Origin of the sequence: Nocardia inohanensis NBRC 100128 (genome assembly GCF_001612945.1) — a bacterium.
GTDB lineage: Bacteria > Actinomycetota > Actinomycetes > Mycobacteriales > Mycobacteriaceae > Nocardia > Nocardia inohanensis.
In genome coordinates this window covers 498,136-518,329 of sequence record NZ_BDBK01000016.1, presented here as the reverse complement: position 1 = coordinate 518,329, position 20,194 = coordinate 498,136, and the positions used below count along the sequence as shown (strand labels likewise).

The window sequence follows — 20,194 nt, the reverse complement described above, 5'->3', positions numbered from 1 at the left end:
GTCGGCGGGCCGGCGGGCACTCGCTGTCGAGTGCCATCGGCGAAATACCGTCCCGAAGGTCTAGCGTAACGCGCTGAAAGAGTGTAAAGGACCAGCCAACCCGCTCGAGTTCGGCATGGTCGGCCCGGTGGCCCCGGCGGCGTGTCCGGTGGCGACGCGCCCAGAGCCGGGTGCATCGACCGAGATCACAGCGTATCGGACGGCCCTGACGCGGCGAACCGGTCGCGGCGGCTGGCACGATGTAGCCGTGTCCAGCGTTCAGAGCGGCCGTCGCGCCGGAATCGGGGTCCCCGGGGACCGAACAGGGGTGGGCGGGACGCTCACCGTGGATCGTGGCGTAACCCGGGTCGGCGGGCGGGCCGCCGATCATGCCCGCGGCGGTGCGCGGATGGCCGAAATCACTTCTCGCACGGTCGATCGCCGCGGCATGTTCCGGCTGGCGGGCACCGGCGCGCTCGCGGTGGCGGCGGCCGGAACGCTCGCCGCCTGCTCCGAGGACCACACGCCCAGCACGCCGGATCCGCTGCTCGCGCAAGAGGAGTCGGCCCGTTACGACGCCGCCGCAGCAGCCGCCGCCATCGCCGCCACCCCGGACCGGGCGGGCGCGTTGCAGACCATCGCGACTCAGCGCACCGCGCACGCCGATGCGCTGCGCACCGAAATCGACCGCGCCATCGGCGTTTACGGTGACGGCACCACGCCCAGCTATCGCGTGGCCCCCACCACCCCGGTGATCTCCGCGCCCCCGTCGGTCCCCGATCTGCGCACCCGCCTGACCAACGCCCAGCGCTCGGCCGCCGACCTGTCCACCCAGCTCTCCGGCTACCGCGCCGGCCTGCTCGGTTCGATCAGCGCCGCGTGCGCCACCCACGCGGGGGTCCTGCTCGCATGACCGATACCGATCAGCAGGCGCTCACCGACGCGTTGAGCGCCGAGTACTCCGCGGTCTACGCCTACGGCGTGATCGCCGCCTACGCCAACCACAGCCGCGACCAACTGGTAGCCGAATACACCGCGGCTCACCGCGCCCGCCGCGACGCCACCATCGACGCCCTCAAAGCCCTCGGCGCCCCCGTCCCGGCTCCGGCCGCCGCCTACACCACCCCGTTCGTCATCGACGAGTCCATCCCCGCCGCCAAACTCGCCGCCGTCGTCGAATCCGATACCGCCGTCGCCTGGCATTCGGTCCTCGAGCGCGCCGGCTCCTCCGACCTTCGCCGCACCGCCGTCGAAGCCCTCACCGAATGCGCTGTCCGCCTGGCTACTTGGCAATCCGCCCTCGGCACGAATCCGGCTACGGTCACATTTCCCGGCAAGGCATAGTTCGCCGAAGTCACATCTCCCGATCACTTGAATACCGGTAGGGTTGTCGAAATGTCGGCAGCCCTATTCTGCTGTCGGGCAATCAATTCCGGTGTGAGTCGAGGAGATGCTGGTGGCTGTCGATGCGGCCCGGGAGGAAAAAGCGCTGTCACAGGCGAAGGAACGCCTGGTGGGGGCCTATGCGGAGGAACATACGGCGGAGCAGGTGGAGGCCGTTTTCGGGGCGGCTCGGAAGCAGTTCGAGGGACACAAGATTCGGGAATTCATTCCGATTCTGGTGGAGCGGATCGTGCGCCGGGAACTCGAACCGAGCGGTACGGATAACGATGTGACGGTGGCGAATTCCGGTAATTCGGCGACAGTTTCATCGGGAGATAATAAGAATTCGGATTCCGGTCACCTGGGCGCAACCTTCGGGCGGGTGGGGTTGGCTGCGCGGCAGTATCTTCCGGAGGCGCTGACCGGGCGGAAGTGGGCGTTACCGGCACTGGCGGCGGGGGTCGTGGTGCTGGTGGTGGCGGGCGTGGTGATCGCGAGCGGCGGGTCGGATTCGACACCGGTTCCGGTTGCCGGGCCGGCGGCGCTGACCACTGTCAAGGGGGTGGTGGGGTCGGAGAAGATGGCCTTCTTCAGCGATCCGAAGGTGAGCGAGGCGCTGGCCGAGCACGGGGTGAAGGTGGAGGTGGAGCCGGCGGGATCGCGGCAGATCGCCACCACCGTGGATCTGGGCAAGTACGACTTCGCGTTTCCGTCGAGTGCGTCGGCCGCGGAGCGGATTCAGCGGCAGCGCAATGTGAGCGGCAAGTACACGCCGTTCTCCTCACCGATGGCCATCGCCACCTTCAAGCCGATCGTGGAGCTGCTGACGGCGGCGGGTGTGGTGAAGCCCGGCGCGACACCGACTCTGGACGTCGAGAAGTATCTGGCGCTGGCGGAGAAGGGCGTGCAGTGGGATCAGCTGGAGGGCAATGCCAGCTATCCGGTGAAGAAGAACGTGCTGGTCTCCACCACCGATCCGCGCACTTCCAACTCGGCCGCCATGTATCTGGCGGTGGCGGCGTATGTCGCCAATGACAATGCCATGGTGCGTGGTACGGCCGCGGAAGACCATGCGATAGCCCGCGTTTCGCGGCTGTTCACCCGCCAGGGCTACACCGAGAACAGCACCGACGGCCCGTTCAAGGAGTACCTGGCCAACGGCATGGGCCCGACGCCGATGGTGTGGATCTACGAGGCGCAGTACGTGGATGCCGCGGCGCACGGTCAGCTGAAGCCGGACATGGTGCTCATGTATCCGTCGCCGACCGTGCTGTCGCAGCACACGGTGGTGCCGTTGAACGACAAGGGTGATCGCATCGGCAAGCTGCTGGCCACCGATGCGGATCTGCAACGGCTGGCCGCCGAGCACGGGTTCCGCCCGAACGACGCGAGCCTGTTCACCAAGGTCGCCACCCAGGCGCAGGTGCCGGTGGTGCCGAATCTGATCGACGTGGTGGACGCGCCGAACTACGACACCCTCGAGCATCTCCTGGACGGGGTGGCGAAGGCGTTCAACTGACCGGTTGCAGTTCGGATTCCGGTGCGGCGGTGACTCGTTCGGGGCGCAGCGCCACGGCGAGCACGGCCGCACCGGCGAGTGCGAAGGACATGGTCCAGATCGCGCCGACGTGCATGGCGTGGATGAAGGCGGTGTTGGCGGTGTCGATCAGGTCGGGCCGGTTGCCGGTCGCGGCCGCGTGCCGGGCCAGTTCCGCGGAGGTCGCGGCCTGATCGCGGATGGCGGGCGGCAGTTCGGGCAGCGCCGGTTCGATGGCGCGGCGGTAGACGATCGACATGACGGTGCCGCCGATCGCGATGCCGAGCACGCTGCCGGTCTGCCGCACGGTGTTGGTGACCGCCGAGCCCGCACCCGCGCGTTCGAGCGGGAGGGTGCCCATCAGCGCGGCCATGAGCGAGCCGATCACCATGCCGACCGCCGAACCCTGCACCGACATGGTGATCTCGATCCAGACCAGCGGGGTGTGCAGGCCGAAGAGGCTGAAGCTGCCCATGGCCAGCGCCGCCACGGTGAGCGCGGTCGCGGTGACCGAGCGGAGCGAGTAGCGGCGCACCAGCCGGATGCCGAGCGGCCCGGCCACCAGCACGCCGAGAGCGGCCGGGGAGCTGGCGAGTCCGGCTTGCAGGGCCGAGAATCCGCGTGCGCCCTGGAAATAGAACGCGCCGTAGAACCCGACGGCGGTCATCGCCAGGAACAGCAGCCCGAGGGCCGCGCTGCCGCCGCCGAAGATCCGCCCGGCGAGCAGGCGCGGGTCGAAACTCGGCTGGGCGCTGCGCAGTTCGACGATCACGAACGCACCCAGCAGGATCAGTCCGGCGAAAATCGGCGCCCAGACATCGGTACGCCCCCAGGCCGCCACCTGTCCGGCCCGGATCAGACCGTAGGCCAGCGCGCCGAGGCCGGTGATGGACAGCGCCAGTCCGGCCGGATCCAGGGGTCGCCGGATCGGGCTGCGGAAGTTCGGCACCAGTGCGGCGATACCGGCCAGCGCGACCGCGACCACCGGGATGTTCACCAGAAACACCGAGCCCCACCAGAAATGGTCGAGCAGCACACCGGCCAGCAGCGGCCCGGCGGCCAGCCCGACACCGGCGGAAGTGGAGAAGAGCCCGATGGCGGTGGCCCGCGCCGGACCGGTGAAGGTCCAGGTGAGGATGGCCATGGTGGGCGGCATGATGAGCGCGCTGCCCGCGCCCATCACCGCGCGGGCGGCGATCAATTGCCCCGGATCAGCCGAGTAGGCGGCCCATACCGAGGCCACGGCGAAGACGATCAGACCGGTGACGAGCACGGTGCGATGGCCGAAGCGGTCGCCCAGTGCGCCCGCCGTGAACATGAGCGCGGCGAAGACCAGCGTGTATGAGCCTGTCGCCCATTGCAATTGGGCGGGATCGGCGCCGAGTCCGCGGGCCGGGTCGGCGAGGGTTTCCAGGGCGGTGCCGAGGATGGTGTTGTCGAGCCAGATGAGCAGCGAGGAGAGCAGGAGCACGGCGAGAATGAGCTGCTGCCGGGACTTGGGCAGCGTCGCGGGCGAAGTCATGAACAACCTTCGACTAAGATTGGTAAGAACCTGACAATCAACAGAATGGGTGATTGTCAGGAACCTGTCAATCTCGGAGAGGGGTGTGCGCGTTGGGGTCCTACGGCGGCGAGATCGGTTCGCTGACCTTCCTGGTCCGCAGTGTCTGGTTGGGGATGCGCGCGTCGATCGCGGAGTCGCTCACCGAATTCGGGCTCTCCACCTCACAATTCGCCACCCTGATGATGGTGACCAAGCACCCGGGCATGTCGGTCTCGGAGATCGCGCGCGAGGTGGGCAGCACCCGGCAGGCGGCCAACGAGATGCTCGGCGGCCTGGAGGCGGAGGGGCTGATCGAGCGGCGGCCCAACCCCACCGACAAGCGCAGCCATCAGATCCATCTCACCGATGCGGGCCGCCAGCGCTTCGCGGCGGCGCAGGTGTCGGTGGCGCGCCGCGAAGCCGAACTGGAGGCCGATCTGACGCCCGAGCAGCAGGCCGCCGTCCGCTCCTGGATGACCGGTATCGCGGCGGCCTGCGCGGGGTCAGAAGACCGGCGGTAAACCGAAGGGGCGGAACAGGTCCGGGCCGCCGAGGAACACCGTGACCTTGTCGATGGCGGAGCCGTCGAGCGTCAGCACGTGGATGGAGTGCGGGCGATGCACGCCGTCCTCACCCCGCAGGTAGAAGGCCACGGCCGGTTGGGTATTCGCGGCCGTCGGCACACTGCGCCAGCGGTCGGGATCGAAGCAGATCTTGGCGGCGAAGAAGGCCAGCACATCGTCGCGGCCCGCGAACCAGATCAGGGCGGGCGGCATTTCGAGCACGGCGTCATCGCGGAGCAGGGCGGCGAGCTCGTCCATATCGGCCTTGCCGAAGACGTCCATGTAGCGGTCGACGACCGTCCGCTCGGCCGGGCTCAGGGTTTCGGTCATGCGGTCGAGCATCGGCGCCGCCTTGTCGAGTTGCGCGTGCGCGCGTTGCAGGGCGCTGTTCACGGCGGCGGGTGTGGTTTCCAGGAGGTCGGCGACCTCGGCGGCCGACCAGGCGAGCACATCGCGCAGGATGAGCACCGCGCGCTGGCGGGCCGGGAGCAGTTGCAGCGCGGCCACGAAGGCGAGCCGCACGCCGCTGCGCGCCGCCACCACCGCCGCCGGATCGGCCGAATTGCCCAGCAGCGCATCGGGAATCGGTTGCAGCCAGGAGATCTCCGGATGCTTCTGCGGGCTCTCCACCATGGTTTCGCTCGGTCCCACCAATCCGGTGGGCAGTGCCCGCCTGCCGCGCTGTTCGAGCGCGGTCAGGCAGGCATTGGTGGCGATGCGGTAGAGCCAGGTGCGCAGCGACGCGCGGCTCTCGTCGTAGCGGTCGGCGGCGCGCCAGGCGCGCACCATGGTCTCCTGGACCAGATCCTCGGCATCGTGAATCGACCCGAGCATGCGATAGCAGTGCGCGAGCAGCTCGGGGCGATAGTCCGCTGTGCGGGCCGCGAACTCGGTACCAGCGGTCATGGTTCGCCAATTTACCGACTGCTCGGTGCGATGGGCATCGTGATCGGGGCGGGCGGGGCGGTCCGAGGCGTATTCGCCGGCGGTCATGCGATCGTCTCCTGCGGAACGAAGGCGGTCGCGGACGGCTCCGGTGCCGCCGAAACCGGTGCGCCGGCGGGAATCAGTGCGCCGATCAGCGCGCCCGCGAGTGCGAGCAGGGCGGCTGTGGTGACGGCCGCGGTGAATCCGTCGGTGAATTCCGCGGGGGTGGTCATTCCGCCGACGGCCGCGAAAACCGCTGCGGGGACCGCGATTCCGAAGGCGCCGCCGAGCTGGCGGAGGGCATTGTAGGTACCGGACGCGGCTCCCACGGCGGGCATGGGGACCGCGCGCAGGACCGCGCTCTGGGCCGCCGGGATAGCCATGGAGACACCGATGCCGGAGACCACGAAGGGGGCGATGAGCGCCGGATAGGGCAGGTCGGGCCGGGCGATGAGCGCGATCCAGCCGTAACCGATCGCGTGCATGAGCAGGCCGGTCACCACGACCGGGCGTTCGCCGAAACGGTTGAGCTGCTTGCCCGCGATGGGGGCGACCAGGAACAGCGTCACTGTCCACGGGGCCAGGCAGAGGCCGGTGCCGAGTGGGCCGTAGCCCAGCACCGTCTGGAGGTACTGGGCGAAGAAGAACGCGCCCGCGAAAATGGATGCGGCGAGCAGGAATCCGGCCGCATTGCCCGCCGAGAAGGCGCGGGAGGCGAAGAATCGCATGGGGATCAGCGGTGTGCGAGTGCGCAGTTCCCAGCGCACGAAGCCGAGCAACGCCACCGCGCCGAGGGCGAAGGCGAGTACGACTTCCGCACTCCCCCAGCCGGATTCGTTCCCGCGAATCAGCCCCCACACCACGCCGAACGCCGCGAGGCTGACCAGACCGATCCCGGCATAGTCCAATCGCCTTGCCTCACCGAAGCTTTCCCCGAGCCGCGTCAGCACCAACGGCACCAGCACCGCCCCGATCGGCACGTTCAACCAGAAGATCCACTGCCAAGCCAGCCCCTGCGTGATCGCCCCGCCCACCAACGGCCCACCCAGGGTGGCCAATCCGGTGATGGCCGCGAAGATGCCGAGCGCCCGCGCCCGCTGCTCCGGCGGGAACGCCGCCGAAAGCACGGCCACGGCCACCGGCATCACCGCGGCCGCACCCACGCCCTGCACTGCCCGCGCGGTAATCAGCCAGCCCAAGCTCGGCGCCAGCGCACAACCCGCCGAAGCGAGCGCGAACAAGGTCAATCCGGCAGCCAGTGTTCGCCTGCGCCCATACCGATCCCCGAGCGCGGCGCCCGCCATCAGCAGCACCGCGAAACTCAGGTTGTAGGCGTTGACGGTCCATTCCAGCGCGCCGAGCGAGGCGTGCAGATCGACTTGAATAGCGTGCGTAGCCGTGGTGACGACCAGTGCGTCGAGCACGATCATCAATCCGGCGACTGAAGTCAGCGCCAATACCCAGCGCTGCATAGCGGTCATGGTCATGTCGGAAGTCCTCCTCCGAAGTGGTGTCGCGAGTACTTACCGGCGACCCCACCGCGATTCATCGGAGGCAGCGAAACTTCCTTCCCCGTCATCCCGGCACACTCCGCACCCGGTCATCCCGGCATGCCACATACCCCGTCATCCCGGCATGCTTTTGGCCGGGATCTCACCTATAGGAGTGAGATTCCGGCCAAAAGCGCGCCGGAATGACGAGAGCAGGACGCGGACGGGCCGGTCACCCAATGGTGACCGGCCCGTCCGGGGTTCGATGCCTAGCCGCGGATCTTGGCTACCACGTCGGCTACGGCGGTTTCGGCGGGAAGTTCCTCGGCGGTGCCGGCGAAGCGGTCGCGGAGTTCGATCTTGCCGTCGGCCCAGCCGCGGCCGACGACCACGACGTAGGGCATGCCGAGCAGTTCGGCGTCCTTGAACTTGACGCCCGGGGAGGCGGTGCGGTCGTCGAGGAGGACCTCGAGGCCCATCGCATCCAGTTCGGCGGCAACCTGTTCGGCGCCGGCGCGCGCGCCCTCGTCCTTGTTGGCGATGACGACGTGCACGTCGAAGGGGGCGACCTCGCGGGGCCAGCGCAGGCCCTTCTCGTCGTGCATCTGCTCGGCGAGGACGGCGACCATACGGGAGACGCCGACGCCGTAGGAGCCCATGGTGAGGCGGACCGGCTTGCCGTTCTCGCCGAGCACGTCCACCTCGAAGGCGTCGGTGTACTTCTGGCCGAGCTGGAAGATGTGCCCGATCTCGATGCCGCGGGCGGCTTCCAGGACGCCGCGGCCGTCGGGCGAGGGATCGCCGTCGCGGACCTCGGCGGCTTCGATGGTGCCGTCGGGGGTGAAGTCGCGGCCGGCGACCAGGCCGACGTAATGCTTGCCGGGCTCGTCGGCGCCGGTGATCCAGGCGGAGCCGGTGACCACGCGCGGGTCGACCAGGTAGCGGATGCCGTTGGCCTGCAATGCCTTCGGGCCGATGTAGCCCTTCACCAGGAACGGGTTGGCCTTGAAGTCGGCTTCGTCGAGGAGTTCGACCTCGGCGGGTTCGACGGAGGCGCCGAGGCGCTTGTCGTCGACCTCGCGGTCACCGGGGATGCCGACGCCGAGGATCTCGGTCTTGCCGTCGGGGTGGCGCAGCTTGACCATCACGTTCTTGAGGGTGTCGGCGGCGGTGACCTCGCGGCCCAGTACGCCCGCGCCATTGGCCCATTCGACGAGGGTGGCGATGGTGGGGGTGTTCGGGGTGTCGTGGGCGACGGCGTCGGCCTGACCCTCGATGGGGATCTCCGGCGGCGCGGCGGTGACCACGGCCTCCACGTTCGCGGCGTAACCGGATTCGCGGCAGATCACGTAGGTGTCCTCGCCGACGGGGCTGTCGGCCAGGAACTCCTCGGAAGCCGAACCGCCCATGGCGCCGGAGGTGGCGGCCACGATCACGTACTTGACGCCCAGGCGATCGAAGATCTTCTGGTACGCCTCGCGGTGCGCGTTGTAGCTCTTCTTCAGGCCGTCTTCGTCGAGATCGAAGGAGTAGGAGTCCTTCATGACGAATTCGCGCCCGCGCAGGATGCCCGCGCGCGGACGGCCTTCGTCGCGGTACTTGGTCTGGATCTGGTACAGGGTGACCGGCAGGTCCTTGTACGAGTTGTATTCACCCTTCACGGTGAGCGCGAACAGCTCCTCGTGGGTGGGGCCGAGCAGGTAGTCCTGGCCCTTGCGGTCCTTGAGGCGGAACAGCGCGTCGCCGTATTCGGTCCAGCGGTTGGTGGACTCGTACGGTTCGCGCGGCAGCAGCGCCGGCAGCGAGATCTCCTGCGCGCCGATGGCGTTCATCTCGGCGCGAACGACGTCCTCGACCTTGCGCAGCGTGCGCAGGCCGAGCGGCAGCCACGAGTACACACCCGGGGCGATACGGCGGACATAACCGGCGCGAACGAGCAGCTTGTGGCTGGGCACCTCGGCGTCTGCGGGGTCGTCACGCAGGGTGCGCAGGAACAGGTGCGAGAGACGGGTGATCACGGCTGAACAGCGTAGCCGCTGTTCGCGGCATATCCGAAAGGCATTACTGTTTCGCCTCGTGCTGGTGCTGCTGCCTCCTTCCGAAACCAAGTCCGACGGTGGCTCGGGCGGTCCCCTGGATCTGGATTCCCTCGCGATGCCGCAGCTCACGGCGGTGCGCGAGAGACTCGTCACGCAGTTGACGAAACTCGCCGCCGATCCGGATGCCTCGCGCGCCGCGCTGGGTCTGGGCAAGGGGGCTGACGCGGAGATCGCGCGCAATGCCGCGCTGCGCTCCTCCCCCACCCGGCCCGCACTGGACCGATATACCGGCGTCCTCTACGACGCCCTCGACGCGGCATCGTTCACGAAGGCGCAGCGCGCCAAGGCCGAAGCCCGCCTCGGCATCGGCTCGGCCCTGTTCGGTGTGGTCCGCGCCGGTGACCCGATCCCGGCCTACCGCCTGTCCGGCGGATCCAAACTGCCGGGTCTGCCCACCCTGCAAGCGGTCTGGAAGGAAGTCCTCCCCGACGCGCTGAAAGTCGAATCCGGCGACGAGTTGACCGTCGACCTGCGCTCCGGCACCTACCAGAATCTGGGCCGCATCCCCGGCGCGGTCACCGCGACCGTCCTCACCGAACGTCCCGACGGTTCACGAACCGTGGTGAGCCACTTCAACAAACACCACAAGGGCCTGCTGGCCCGCGCCCTGGTCCTCTCCCGCTCCGAGCCCTCCGACATCAAGGGCCTGGCCAAGCTCGCCGAAAAATCCGGCCTCCGCACCGAGATCGCTTCCCCCACCGAGCTCCTCATCCTCACCTGAGCCTGGTAGAAGTGAACCGTGGAACCCATGGATCCTGAACTGATCGAGCTGGCGAGCAAGATCTTCGACCTGGCCCGCAGCGGTGACGCCGTCACCCTGGCCCAGTACCTCGACGCCGGCGTCCCGGTGAACCTGACCAACGAAAACGGCGACACCCTCCTCATGCTCGCCGCCTACTACGCCCACCCCGCAGCCGTAACCGTGCTCCTCGAGCACCAAGCCGACCCCAACTTCGGCAACGACAAGGGCCAAACCCCCTTGTCCGGCGCCGTCTTCAAGGGCGAAGACGACATCGTCAACGCCCTCCTCGCCGCAGGCGCCGACCCCGACGCCGGCAGCCCCTCCGCCCGCGACGCCGCCGAAATGTTCGGCCAAACCAAGTACCTGAAACTCTTCCAGAAGTAGCGCAGCAACAAAGCCAACCGGACGCCTTGGGACACGCAGCTTTTCAGTGATTATCTGCGTGTCGCAAAAATCGCGGTCCTAGCCTGACCGCCGTGGCCAACACCCTCAAACACGAATTCCTGATCCACCTATTCCGGTGCAATCCGGATCTGGCGGCCACCGTACTGCGCCGGTATCTGAACGTAGCGGTACCGGAATACGCTGTGGCACTTGCCGCTTCGGAGGACGCCACCGAAGTCGCACGCCAACCGCAGGTGTGCAAGAGCGATGTGGTGATCATCTACCTGCACGCGCAGGTAGATCGGCCGCCGGTTTGGGCGGTCATCGTGGAAGTGCAACGGGGCCGAGATCCTGACAAGCCGTGGGTGTGGCCGCTCTATCACGCACGGATACGGCATCGGCATCGGTGCCCGACCACGCTGTTGGTTGTCTGTCCGGATGATGCGATGGCACGGTGGTGCCGGACGCCGATAAACACCGGGCAGCCCAACTGCACTTGGCTCCCATTGGTCACAACTCCACGAGAACTGGCTGTCAATTATCACGACGCCGAAGGCATTCCTGAATTGCTCGCACTCGCTACACTCGGCGACATCAAAGACCACGACCACAGCTCTGATGAGACAATGGAAGCGCTGCTGGCAGCGCTCGCGGCCATGGAAGACCAGCATCGGGCCCGCGAGTACGCGGACGGGGTGCTCGATGCATTGACCGGCCCCGCCAAAGAACTTTGGAGGACGAAGTTGACAACGAGTGTGTACCGCTACCAAACCGACTTCGCCAAGGGTTACTACGCCGAAGGCGAAGCCGTGGGCAGGGCCGAAGGCGAAGCCGTCGGTGAGACCAAGGCCATCTTCATCATCCTGCGGCAACGGGGCATTGCGGTACCGGACGCCGTGCGCGATCGAATCGCAGCCTGTACCGACCTCGAACTGATCGAAGGATGGGTTGCGCGGGCGCTGACCGTGACCAGCGCCGAGGAGCTGTTCGGCGAGTAGCTGGTTACTTTCCGGCGGCGTGGCTGGGTAGGACGCAGACGGCGTCCAGGCCGAGGACGTGGTTGAGGCGGCCGAAGGCCAGCCAGGAGCCTAGGCACATGGAGAGTTCTACTACTTCAGCCTGCGAGTAGTGCGCGAACATGCGCTCGAAGAAGACGTCGTCGAGGGAATGGTGGTCGGTGGCGTAGAGCTCGGCGTATTCGGCGGCCAGGCGGGTGCGGGCGTCGAAGTTTTCGGTTGTGCGCCAGTTGGTTACGTCTTGTTCGAAGGATTCTTCTACCTTTTCGCCGTTGCGGTCGGTGCGCCAGTCGAGGCAGAAGAGGCAGCCGTTTATTTGGGCTATGCGGAGGCGGGCGGCTTCGAATTCGCGGAGGCCGAGGGTGGTGTGTTCGTAGACGGCCAGGGAGAAGCCGGCTGCTGCGGTGCCTATGCCGGGGACCATTTCGGCCCAGACGTAGCCGATGGGGTCTTTGCCTTCGGGGATGTCGATGATCATGGGGACTCCTAGTCGAGGGTGCCGAAGGGCAAGGGGATGTCCAGGGCGTCGTAGAGGCCCGGGGTGGCGGTGGTGAGCCAGGGGATCGCGCCGACCAATCTGCCTACGGCGGTGGCGTTTCCACCCGCGGAGTGGTTGCCGTCCTCCGCGGTGGCTTGGATGGTGACCTCGATGCGCGGGGAGCCTTCGATGATGACGCGGTGTGCCCCGGCGCCGGAGTGCGGGAGGGGCCAGTCGGTGGCGCAGGAGGCGTGGATGCGGGTGACGTGTTCGATGACAATGCGGGGGCGGCCGCCGATGATGCCCTGCACTTCGAAGCGGATCGCGCCTTGGCCACCGGCTTCGAATTTGCCCATGAGCTCGGTTTCGACGGTGGATTCCAGGGGGCGGCGTTCCACCACTTCGCGAATCTCGTCGACCTCGACGCCGAGGCCGCGCGCGATGAGCCGAATCTGCCCGCCCCACACCATGGTTGGGATGCCGGGTGCGAGCATGGGCGGCTCGTAGTCCATGGGCTGGCCCATGCCGACCAGCCAGCGCACCGAATCGGGCTGATCGTAGGTGGTGTAGTCGAAGATCTCCTGGCAGCGCACCACGTCGACGGTGCTGCCCAGCCCGGTCAGCAGCAGCGGCAGCACATCATTGCCCCAGCCCGGGTCGACGCCGGACACGAAGAGCGAACCCTGGCCCGCCGCAATGGCTTTCAGCACCGGATCACGCATTTCGGCGGGGGCGTTGCGCTGGTCGTAGAGCGGGTAGAGCGCGGGCGTCACCACGACCGCGCCCGCACCGACGGCGCGCACGATATCGGCGAGCGCGTCGTCGGGCCGGATGTCACCGGAGGCCGCGTACATCACGGCGCCGGGTCCGGCGGCGAGGACGGCGTCGATATCGCTGGTCGCCGCCACCCCGAGCGCGGTGTCGAGCCCGGCCAGTTCACCGGCGTCGCGGCCGACCTTGGCGGGATTGCTGACCAGGACGCCGGTGAGTTCGAGCCCGGGATGAGCCGCGACGGCACGGATGGCGGCCCGGCCGACATTGCCGGTACCCCACACCACGGTGGAAATCATGGCCGGAGGGTAGCAAGTGCTTGGTAGGTTTCGGGCGAGATTCGGATACTCGCCCAGACACCGTTCCAGCGTCAGTGCGGGAGCAAACCCAGCAGCGTTCGATGCAGCACGTCGACCCAGTCGACCTGATCCACGTCGCCGTGTCCGACGGTCAGCACCTGGTAGGCGTCGCTCCCCCGCTTCTTGTCGATCTCGAGCAGCACCTCCACGCCCTGCGCGTGCGCGACAAAAGTGATCTCGACGGAATCGAATTGCGGATAGATGCGGGAACGCCCGAACTCGATCTCCTGATAGAACGGCAGCTCGTGCTCGATGCCGCGCAACTTGCCCCATTCGCAATCCGCGGCGTGCAGCGGGAAACCGAGCTCCTCCATGGCCGCCAGGATCACGTGCTGGGCCGGCAGCGCGCCGATGCCGAGCGGATCGCTGTCCCCGGCGTCGACCGCGCCCGCGATCTCGACCACCGTGCGAATGGCGACATGCATGCCGGGCAGCTGCCGCCCATTGTAGAAAGTGATCGGCGCTTCCAGCGGCGTGTACAGCGCGAACGGAATGTCGTACCGGGCCTGCGCGGGCAATTGGAACGGTCCGTGAAGCTCGGTGAAGTAGAAGCCGCGGTCGCGCTGATACTCGTCCTCGGTGTGCTCGAACTCGACCCGGGTCACGAACTCGAGGGCCACGCGGGAGATGTCCTGCGGCACGTCGCCGCCGCGCAGCCGGATCACACCGTGCACCGTGCCGCCGGGCTGCACGCCCGGCGTGTGAAGTTCGGTGTCGACCTCGGCCCCGCCCACCCCGACGGCTGCCAGCAATTTTCTGAACATCCCCACAGTGTGGCCGCTGAGCGGTGGATGTGATTCCGGATTATTCCGGGCTGTGGTCCAATTCATCGGTATGGACGTCGTTGCATCAGAACAGATCCGCGCACTCAAGCACCGCTACCTGCGCTCCCTCGATTTGAAGCGGTGGGAGGAGTTCGCGGACACGCTGACCGCGGATGTGGTCGCGGAGTACGGATCGCCCTCGGGTGATCTGCCCGCCCGATTCGAGGGCCGCGAGGCGGTCGCCGAGTACATGCGAAACGCCTTGAGCGGCAACATCATCACCGTGCACGTCGCCAACCATCCCGAGATCGAGGTGGACGGCGATACCGCGACCGGCAGCTGGCTGCTGGAGGACACGGTGATGATTCCCGACTACCACCGGGTGATCCGCGGGGCGGCCTACTACAACGACACCTATCGCCGCGAGAACGGTGTCTGGCGCATCGCGAGCACCGGTTACGAGCGCATTTTCGAGGCCGTGATGGGCACCGATGCCCTCCCCGGCTTCACCCTGACCGCGAACCGCTGGGCCGAGCGCGCGGTGCAGCAGAGCTGACCGTCACCGCTCGGCGGAATCGACTGCCTTGCGGATGGTTTCGCTGTCGGCCGGCGTCGCCGGATGGTCCCAGAAGGGCTGTTCGGCGGCGTATGGCGTGCCGTAGACGGGGGTGCCGGGCTGGGTGCGCCAGCTCTCGGCGAGCGGCCCGATATCGACGATGTCGTAGCCGAGCTGATCGAGCAATTGCGCCACAGCGGTTTTCGCGTCGGTGTCGTCACCGGCGATGGGCAGCGCGGTCCGATCCGTAGCTCCCGCAGGGCGATTCAGCACCCCGAGGTGTTTGAACAGAATGTTGTTGAACGCCTTGACCACTCGCGAGCGCGGCAGATGGCGTTGCAGCAGTTCACTGCTGGTCGCCACCCCGGCATCGAGATCGGCGAACGCGCCATCGCGTTCCGGATAGTAGTTGTTGGTGTCGATGACGACCTTGCCGACCAGCGCATCCCCGGGCACCTGCTGATACGCCTTCATCGGCACCGTCACCACCACGAGGTCCCCGGCGGCAGCCGCCTCTTCCGGCGTGCCCGCCCGCGCCTTGTCGCCCAGTTCTTTCACCAGCTCTGCCAGGGTTTCCGGACCGCGCGAGTTGCTGACCACCACATCCAGCCCGGCGGCCACCGCGAGACGAGCCAGCGTGCCGCCGATGTTTCCGGCACCGATCAATCCGAGCGTTGTCATGCGAGAGTCGAACAGCGGTTTCAGCGCGAATGTTCCCCGGCGGCCAGCGCCGCGTCCAGCACCCCCGGGAAGCGCTGGTCCAGCTCCGCGCGCCGCAGCCTGACGAACCGGTGCCGGCCGTCCTGCCGAGTGGAGATCAACCCCGCTTCGCGCAGCACCCGAAAGTGGTGCGACATGGTCGATTTGTGCACCTCGATGCCTTCGGCCGCCGCACTGCACGAATGTTCGCCGTCATCCGCCAGCGCCGCGAGCAGGCGCAGGCGCGCTTGATCGGAGAGCGCGTGCATGACGGATACGAATTCGATGTCGTCCACGGCGGGCTGGGGCAGGTTCCGCATGAGCCGAGCCTACAACAGTTCGATTGTTTGACATCTATCAAACCATCTTCATAGTATGACGAACGTCCAACCATTGCGGAATCCCGCACTCTCCCTAGGAGCATCGCGTGAATACACGCCTCCTCACTTTGGCGCTGGGGACGTTCGCCATCGGCATCGACGCGTTCGTCACCGCGGGTCTGGTCGCTCCGATAGCTACCGACCTGCACGTCTCGACCGCGGCGGCCGGGCAGCTGGTCACCGTCTTCGCGTTCTCGTACGCAGTGCTCTCACCACTGCTGGCGACGGTGACCGCACGTTTCTCCCGCCGGACGGTGCTGCTCGCGGCGCTGACGTTGTTCGTGCTCGGCAATGCGGTGACCGCGCTGGCCGGAACCTTCGCACTGGTGCTGGCCTCGCGGGTGATCGCGGCGGCCGGCGCCTCCATGTACACCCCGAACGCCACGGCGGTCGCGGCCGCCCTCTCCGCGCCCGAACGACGAGGCCGGGCGATCGCGGTGGTGATCGGCGGGCTCACCGCCGCAACGGCTTTGGGTGTGCCGATCGGGTCGTGGATCGGTGGGGCGCTGAGCTGGCGGGCCACGCTGTGGCTGGTGGTGGCGCTCGGACTGACGGCGCTCGCGGGCGTCGCCGCGATGATCCCCGAAGTGCGCCTGCCCGCGCCGTCGGGTTTGCGGGAACGCCTACTGCCACTGCGTGATCCGGTGGTGGCGACCACTCTGCTGCACGCGGTGGCCCTGTTCGCCGGCACTTTCACCGTCTACACCTACCTGGCCTCGGTGCTCGAACCGGCGACCGGCGGCAGTTCCGGGCGGCTGGCGGTGCTGCTGTGGGTGTACGGCTTGATTGCGTTGGTGGCGAGCACGACGGGCGGGCAGCTGGTGGACCGGCTGGGCTCGCGGCGCATCATTCCCGCGACGCTGGTCGCGGTGATCGCGATCCTGGCGCTGGTACAGCTCGCGGGCCAGTCGTTCGGGACCGCACTGGTGTGGGCGGCCGCGTTCGGCTTCCCGGGCTGGGTTTGGGCTGTGGCGCAACAACATCGGTTGATGGAGCTGGCGCCGCAGGGGTCTCCGCTGCTCCTGGGGCTCAATGCCTCGGCGCAGTACCTGGGCATCGGATTGGGCGGTGCGATCGGCGGAATCGGGTTGCGGCAGTGGGGATCCGGCGCTCTGGGCTGGATCGGTGCGGGCGCGGCGGCCTTGTCGCTGGCGCTGCTGACGATCAGCTACCGGACCGGGCGGAACCCGAGTCGTGAGTTCGTCCCCGCGACCGCCGGTTGATCGACGGCCGCGGGAACCCGCCAGTTGGTCTACTCCGGCACCCCGATGTCCTCGTTCCACAGCTCCGGGCGTTCGGCGATGAACTTCGTCATCATCGCCACGCACTTTTGGTTGTCGAGCACGGTGATCGAAACACCGTGCGCGGCAAGCCATTCGTGGCCACCTTGGAAGGTGCGCGCCTCGCCCACCAGGACCGTGCCGATCCCGAACTGGCGCACCAGCCCGCTGCAATACCAGCACGGGGACAGGGTGGTCACCATGATGGTGTCGCGATAGTCGCGGCGGCGGCCGGCATTGCGGAAGGCGTCGGTCTCCGCGTGCAGGCTGGGGTCACCGGCCTGCACGCGGCGGTTGTGCCCGCGGCCGAGCAGGTTGCCGTCGCTGTCGAACAGGGCCGCGCCGATGGGGATGCCGCCTTCGGCGAGGCCCAGCTGGGCCTCCTCGTAGGCGATGGTCAGCATGTCCTCCGCAGTGATCATGGTGATCATGCTGGCACCGCCTCTCGGATATTCGCCTCAGCGCTCGTGGGTTTCTTCCAGGACCGTGCGGCCGAGCAAGGCGTAACGAGACGGGTCAGTCTTCTTCAGATATGTCGCATACCCCAATCCGGCCAAGGCAACCGCGGCCACCAGCCACGGGGTGGCCTTGAGGACCAGCGATCCGGCTTCGGTTCCGGCCGCGGTATCCATGTTCACGACCAGCAGCAGCACCACGCCCAGCATGGCGACGCCGCCGATCAGCGGCGCCAGGAAGGTTTTGAACCAGTGCCGGGATTCGGGGTGGTTATGGCGGAAGTAGTTCATCACCGCGAACGAGGTGACGGCCTGCACCACCAGGATCGCCATGGTGCCGAGCACCGCCAGCAGCGTGTACAGCCCGGCGTAGGGGTCCTTGCCCGCGAGCGCGAAGGCCAGCACCAGCACCGCCGCCACACCGGTCTGCACCAGGCCCGCGATGTGCGGGGAGCCGTTCTTGGGGTGCGTCCGGCCGATGGTGCGTTGCAGCGCCGGCACCACGCCTTCCCGTCCGAGCGCGTACAGGTAGCGGGCGGCGCAGTTGTGGAAGGCCATGCCGCAGGCGAGGGATCCGGTGATCATCAGCCACTGCATGGTGCTGACCGCCCAGTGCCCGACATAGGTTTCGGTGGGCGCGAAGAACACGTCCATCGGATTGGCCGAGCCGGCGTATTCGAGGGCCTTGTCCTCCCCGCTGCCGGAGATGGCCATCCACGAGACGAACAGGTAGAACACACCCACGCCGAGTACCGCGATCATGGTGGCGCGCGGGATGATTCGCTTGGGATCCTTGGATTCCTCGCCGTACATGGCGGTCGATTCGAAGCCGACCCAGGACCAGAAGGCGAAGAACAGCCCGAGCCCGGCGGAGGCGCCGTGGAAGGCGTTGACCGGGTTGATCGGCGCGAGCGAGATGCCCTCGGGTCCGCCGCCGTGGAACAGCACCGACACCGCCATGATGAACAGCACGGTGACCTCGGTGGCCAGCAGCGCCACCAGCAGTCGTTCGGCGACGGCCACGCCGAACCAGGTGCCCAGTCCGTTGATCACCAGCATCAGAATGGCGAAAAGCCACCAGGGCACGTCGATTCCGAGCTGATCGGAGATCGTATTGTGCGCGAAGCTGGAGAAGATGCCGATCAGCGACGGCTCGAACACCATGTACGCGAAGGCCGCCAGCAGTCCGGCCGCCAGGCCCGCGGTGCGGCCGAGCCCGAACGAGATGAACCCGTAGAACGCGCCGGTGGCGGTGATGTGCTTGGACATGGTGGTGAAGCCGACCGAGAAGATGGCCAGTACCACCATGGCGATCAAAAACGCCGCGGGCGTGCCGATTCCGCTGCCCGAGGACATCATGAACGGCACGTTCCCGGTCATGGCGGTGATCGGGGCGGCCGTGGCGACGGCCATGAAAACCACACCGAGCAAGCCGATGACATTGGGTTTGAGTCGCGAGACTTCGTGCCCCGCAGGCTGGGATCCCCCTGAAACTACCGTCGACGTACCCGGTTCCATATGCAACTCCTCATCTCGGTCCAATGACCTGTGAGGGATTGTGCGGTTCGATTTGTTGCCTGGATATGAAACGGGGTTACCAGCGGAAGTTTGAATTGTGACTCAAGTCACTATTCTTACAATCGCCATCGAACCGGCTGTCCACCTTTACGATTCGTCGCCCCGCTGCGGGCCGCTCACACCGGTACGGACGAGCTCGAGCAGCCGCCGCCAGTCCCCGCTGCCGGTGCGGACGGTTGCCGAGATGGCGCCGACCAGCATGTAGACATCACCCGGTGTGAGATCGGGACGGAGAGCCCCTGCGGCACGGTCGGATTCGATCAGCTCGGCGATGGCATCGGTGAGCCGGGACAGGGATGCGCCACGCGGCGCGCTGGAGGTCGAATCGCGGACGGCTTCGATGGCGGCGGAGAGTCCGCGATCGGCGGACAGGAGTTCACCGACATGGGCGAGATAGGTGAGCACCGCCTGGCCGGGCGCGGCCCGCAGGCAGTCGCCGCGCGCGAAGCTCTCGATCTCGGCGAACCGCTGTTCGGCGGCGGCCTCGATGAGATCGGACTGTGCCGGAAAGTGCCGGTACACGGTGCCGATGCCGACCCCGGCGGCCCGGGCCACCTCCGGCAACTGCACCTGACTTCCCCTCTCCGCGAAGAGAATTCGCGCCGCCTCGAGAATGCGGTCCCGGTTACGGGAGGCGTCGGCGCGCGCCCTGCGGGGCGCCGGATCCGGGCTTGACACTGCGATCACCTTTCGTCCTACACTCTAAACGGAGTCGGATTCCGGTTCCGTTTCTTTCGAAAGGATATCAGCGATGACCCACGATCGCTTCCTGTTCCTCTCCCCCGGCGAAGTCCGCCCCGGCCGCATCCCGCTGCCGCCCGCTTTCGCCGTCAAAGCCACCACCGCCGATACCGACGGCCGCTTCTCCGTGCTCGAGGTGACCCTCGCCCGCGACATCCCGCGCCACACCCACCAGGTGGCCGACGAATGCGTCTACGTGCTCGACGGCACCCTCGAGGTCGAGTTCGACGATCGGATCGAGCAGGCCACGGCGGGCATGTTCGTCCTACTCCCCCAAGGCATTCCGCACGCCCTGCGCTGCGCCTCCACCCCGCCGCCCCGGGTCTTGCAGATCTCCTCGCCGGGCGGCTGGGAGTGCTATCTGGAGGATCTGTTCGAGGCCGGGCCGACCGTGCTCACCGGCGGCGCACTGGATCCGGCCAAGATCAACCCGATCGCGGCGAAGTACGACATCCGCTACGAGGAGTAAG

General features: G+C 67.4%; 22 protein-coding genes. 10 read left to right on the top strand and 12 right to left on the bottom strand.

The annotated features are described in order from the left end of the window. Positions 1-247: 247 nt before the first annotated feature. The 3 genes from NI1_RS30500 to NI1_RS30490 all read left to right on the top strand — a co-directional run bounded on the left by NI1_RS30500 (position 248) and on the right by NI1_RS30490 (position 2,881). Positions 248-892, top strand: a complete 645-nt coding sequence (locus NI1_RS30500; protein ID WP_245663475.1) for a hypothetical protein — start codon at positions 248-250, stop codon at positions 890-892. Next, positions 889-1,323, top strand: coding sequence for a ferritin-like domain-containing protein (locus NI1_RS30495; protein WP_067827554.1), 435 nt, complete (start codon positions 889-891; stop codon positions 1,321-1,323). Before NI1_RS30500 ends, NI1_RS30495 begins: the two co-directional genes overlap by 4 nt. Positions 1,324-1,429: 106 nt before the next feature. Next, entirely contained in the window at positions 1,430-2,881 is a 1,452-nt protein-coding gene (locus NI1_RS30490) for a three-helix bundle dimerization domain-containing protein (RefSeq protein WP_218026844.1), read from the top strand. Here NI1_RS30490 and NI1_RS30485 read toward each other — a convergent pair. Then, complete coding sequence (locus NI1_RS30485) at positions 2,874-4,421, bottom strand: MFS transporter (RefSeq protein WP_067827551.1); 1,548 nt, start codon at positions 4,419-4,421, stop codon at positions 2,874-2,876. The two genes, NI1_RS30490 and NI1_RS30485, sit on opposite strands and share 8 nt — an antisense overlap. 92 nt (positions 4,422-4,513) lie before the next feature. Between NI1_RS30485 and NI1_RS30480 the strand changes: the two genes are divergently transcribed. After that, positions 4,514-4,963, top strand: a complete 450-nt coding sequence (locus NI1_RS30480) for a MarR family winged helix-turn-helix transcriptional regulator (protein ID WP_067827548.1) — start codon at positions 4,514-4,516, stop codon at positions 4,961-4,963. On the opposite strand, the gene NI1_RS30475 is transcribed toward NI1_RS30480, so the two are convergent. From NI1_RS30475 to NI1_RS30465, 3 genes are all read right to left on the bottom strand, one after another. After that, positions 4,946-5,911 (bottom strand): sigma-70 family RNA polymerase sigma factor, encoded by a 966-nt coding sequence (locus NI1_RS30475; protein WP_067827863.1) that lies wholly within the window; start codon positions 5,909-5,911, stop codon positions 4,946-4,948. The genes NI1_RS30480 and NI1_RS30475 overlap by 18 nt on opposite strands. Positions 5,912-5,994: 83 nt before the next feature. Then, positions 5,995-7,419, bottom strand: a complete 1,425-nt coding sequence (locus NI1_RS30470) for a DHA2 family efflux MFS transporter permease subunit (protein WP_157535409.1) — start codon at positions 7,417-7,419, stop codon at positions 5,995-5,997. A gap of 272 nt (positions 7,420-7,691) precedes the next feature. Further along, the gene (locus NI1_RS30465) at positions 7,692-9,440 is read right to left on the bottom strand and encodes a proline--tRNA ligase (RefSeq protein WP_067827544.1); all 1,749 of its coding nucleotides are present in this window, start codon (positions 9,438-9,440) and stop codon (positions 7,692-7,694) included. A 58-nt stretch (positions 9,441-9,498) separates the two neighbouring features. Here NI1_RS30465 and yaaA point away from each other — a divergent pair, with 58 nt between their 5' ends. The 3 genes from yaaA (at position 9,499) to NI1_RS30450 (ending at position 11,645) form a co-directional block, all read left to right on the top strand. Then, on the top strand, positions 9,499-10,242 hold the full coding sequence (gene yaaA / locus NI1_RS30460; RefSeq protein WP_067827543.1) for a peroxide stress protein YaaA: 744 nt from the start codon (positions 9,499-9,501) through the stop codon (positions 10,240-10,242). A 27-nt stretch (positions 10,243-10,269) separates the two neighbouring features. After that, a complete protein-coding gene (locus NI1_RS30455) occupies positions 10,270-10,647 on the top strand; it encodes an ankyrin repeat domain-containing protein (RefSeq protein WP_067827540.1) in 378 nt (125 codons plus the stop codon). A 92-nt stretch (positions 10,648-10,739) separates the two neighbouring features. After that, entirely contained in the window at positions 10,740-11,645 is a 906-nt protein-coding gene (locus tag NI1_RS30450) for a hypothetical protein (RefSeq protein ID WP_067827536.1), read from the top strand. Between the two features lie 4 nt (positions 11,646-11,649). Here NI1_RS30450 and NI1_RS30445 read toward each other — a convergent pair whose 3' ends face one another. From NI1_RS30445 to NI1_RS30435, 3 genes are all read right to left on the bottom strand, one after another. After that, positions 11,650-12,141 carry a carboxymuconolactone decarboxylase family protein gene (locus NI1_RS30445; protein WP_067827534.1) on the bottom strand — a complete coding sequence of 164 codons (492 nt, stop codon included), beginning with the start codon at positions 12,139-12,141 and terminating at the stop codon, positions 11,650-11,652. A gap of 8 nt (positions 12,142-12,149) precedes the next feature. Continuing rightward, positions 12,150-13,211 carry an NAD(P)H-dependent amine dehydrogenase family protein gene (locus NI1_RS30440; RefSeq protein WP_067827531.1) on the bottom strand — a complete coding sequence of 354 codons (1,062 nt, stop codon included), beginning with the start codon at positions 13,209-13,211 and terminating at the stop codon, positions 12,150-12,152. Positions 13,212-13,282: 71 nt separating this feature from the next. Further along, positions 13,283-14,035 (bottom strand): sporulation protein, encoded by a 753-nt coding sequence (locus tag NI1_RS30435; protein ID WP_067827529.1) that lies wholly within the window; start codon positions 14,033-14,035, stop codon positions 13,283-13,285. 70 nt (positions 14,036-14,105) lie between these two features. Between NI1_RS30435 and NI1_RS30430 the strand changes: the two genes are divergently transcribed. Further along, the gene (locus tag NI1_RS30430; protein ID WP_067827860.1) at positions 14,106-14,591 is read left to right on the top strand and encodes a nuclear transport factor 2 family protein; all 486 of its coding nucleotides are present in this window, start codon (positions 14,106-14,108) and stop codon (positions 14,589-14,591) included. Between the two features lie 3 nt (positions 14,592-14,594). Here NI1_RS30430 and NI1_RS30425 read toward each other — a convergent pair whose 3' ends face one another. After that, the gene (locus NI1_RS30425; protein WP_067827527.1) at positions 14,595-15,272 is read right to left on the bottom strand and encodes an NADPH-dependent F420 reductase; all 678 of its coding nucleotides are present in this window, start codon (positions 15,270-15,272) and stop codon (positions 14,595-14,597) included. A gap of 20 nt (positions 15,273-15,292) precedes the next feature. Continuing rightward, a complete protein-coding gene (locus tag NI1_RS30420) occupies positions 15,293-15,610 on the bottom strand; it encodes an ArsR/SmtB family transcription factor (protein WP_067827524.1) in 318 nt (105 codons plus the stop codon). A 107-nt stretch (positions 15,611-15,717) separates the two neighbouring features. Between NI1_RS30420 and NI1_RS30415 the strand changes: the two genes are divergently transcribed. Next, a complete protein-coding gene (locus tag NI1_RS30415) occupies positions 15,718-16,893 on the top strand; it encodes an MFS transporter (RefSeq protein WP_084523949.1) in 1,176 nt (391 codons plus the stop codon). Positions 16,894-16,922: 29 nt separating this feature from the next. On the opposite strand, the gene NI1_RS30410 is transcribed toward NI1_RS30415, so the two are convergent. The 3 genes from NI1_RS30410 to NI1_RS30400 all read right to left on the bottom strand — a co-directional run bounded on the left by NI1_RS30410 (position 16,923) and on the right by NI1_RS30400 (position 19,661). Next, positions 16,923-17,372, bottom strand: a complete 450-nt coding sequence (locus NI1_RS30410; RefSeq protein WP_245663474.1) for a nucleoside deaminase — start codon at positions 17,370-17,372, stop codon at positions 16,923-16,925. Between the two features lie 36 nt (positions 17,373-17,408). Next, complete coding sequence (locus tag NI1_RS30405; protein ID WP_067827507.1) at positions 17,409-18,923, bottom strand: APC family permease; 1,515 nt, start codon at positions 18,921-18,923, stop codon at positions 17,409-17,411. A gap of 147 nt (positions 18,924-19,070) precedes the next feature. Beyond that, the gene (locus NI1_RS30400; RefSeq protein WP_218026843.1) at positions 19,071-19,661 is read right to left on the bottom strand and encodes a TetR/AcrR family transcriptional regulator; all 591 of its coding nucleotides are present in this window, start codon (positions 19,659-19,661) and stop codon (positions 19,071-19,073) included. Positions 19,662-19,734: 73 nt separating this feature from the next. On the opposite strand from NI1_RS30400, the gene NI1_RS30395 reads away from it, so the two are divergent. Continuing rightward, on the top strand, positions 19,735-20,193 hold the full coding sequence (locus NI1_RS30395; RefSeq protein ID WP_067827504.1) for a cupin domain-containing protein: 459 nt from the start codon (positions 19,735-19,737) through the stop codon (positions 20,191-20,193). Position 20,194 lies beyond the last annotated feature (1 nt).

Coding starts and splice junctions, on each gene's coding strand:
- NI1_RS30495 (WP_067827554.1), top strand. CDS start 889: ATGACCGATACCGATCAGCAGGCGCTCACCGACGCGTTGAGCGCCGAG.
- NI1_RS30490 (WP_218026844.1), top strand. CDS start 1,430: ATGCTGGTGGCTGTCGATGCGGCCCGGGAGGAAAAAGCGCTGTCACAG.
- NI1_RS30485 (WP_067827551.1), bottom strand. CDS start 4,421: ATGACTTCGCCCGCGACGCTGCCCAAGTCCCGGCAGCAGCTCATTCTC.
- NI1_RS30475 (WP_067827863.1), bottom strand. CDS start 5,911: ATGACCGCTGGTACCGAGTTCGCGGCCCGCACAGCGGACTATCGCCCC.
- NI1_RS30470 (WP_157535409.1), bottom strand. CDS start 7,419: ATGACCATGACCGCTATGCAGCGCTGGGTATTGGCGCTGACTTCAGTC.
- NI1_RS30455 (WP_067827540.1), top strand. CDS start 10,270: ATGGATCCTGAACTGATCGAGCTGGCGAGCAAGATCTTCGACCTGGCC.
- NI1_RS30445 (WP_067827534.1), bottom strand. CDS start 12,141: ATGATCATCGACATCCCCGAAGGCAAAGACCCCATCGGCTACGTCTGG.
- NI1_RS30440 (WP_067827531.1), bottom strand. CDS start 13,211: ATGATTTCCACCGTGGTGTGGGGTACCGGCAATGTCGGCCGGGCCGCC.
- NI1_RS30435 (WP_067827529.1), bottom strand. CDS start 14,035: ATGTTCAGAAAATTGCTGGCAGCCGTCGGGGTGGGCGGGGCCGAGGTC.
- NI1_RS30430 (WP_067827860.1), top strand. CDS start 14,106: ATGGACGTCGTTGCATCAGAACAGATCCGCGCACTCAAGCACCGCTAC.
- NI1_RS30425 (WP_067827527.1), bottom strand. CDS start 15,272: ATGACAACGCTCGGATTGATCGGTGCCGGAAACATCGGCGGCACGCTG.
- NI1_RS30420 (WP_067827524.1), bottom strand. CDS start 15,610: ATGCGGAACCTGCCCCAGCCCGCCGTGGACGACATCGAATTCGTATCC.
- NI1_RS30410 (WP_245663474.1), bottom strand. CDS start 17,372: ATGATCACTGCGGAGGACATGCTGACCATCGCCTACGAGGAGGCCCAG.
- NI1_RS30405 (WP_067827507.1), bottom strand. CDS start 18,923: ATGGAACCGGGTACGTCGACGGTAGTTTCAGGGGGATCCCAGCCTGCG.
- NI1_RS30395 (WP_067827504.1), top strand. CDS start 19,735: ATGACCCACGATCGCTTCCTGTTCCTCTCCCCCGGCGAAGTCCGCCCC.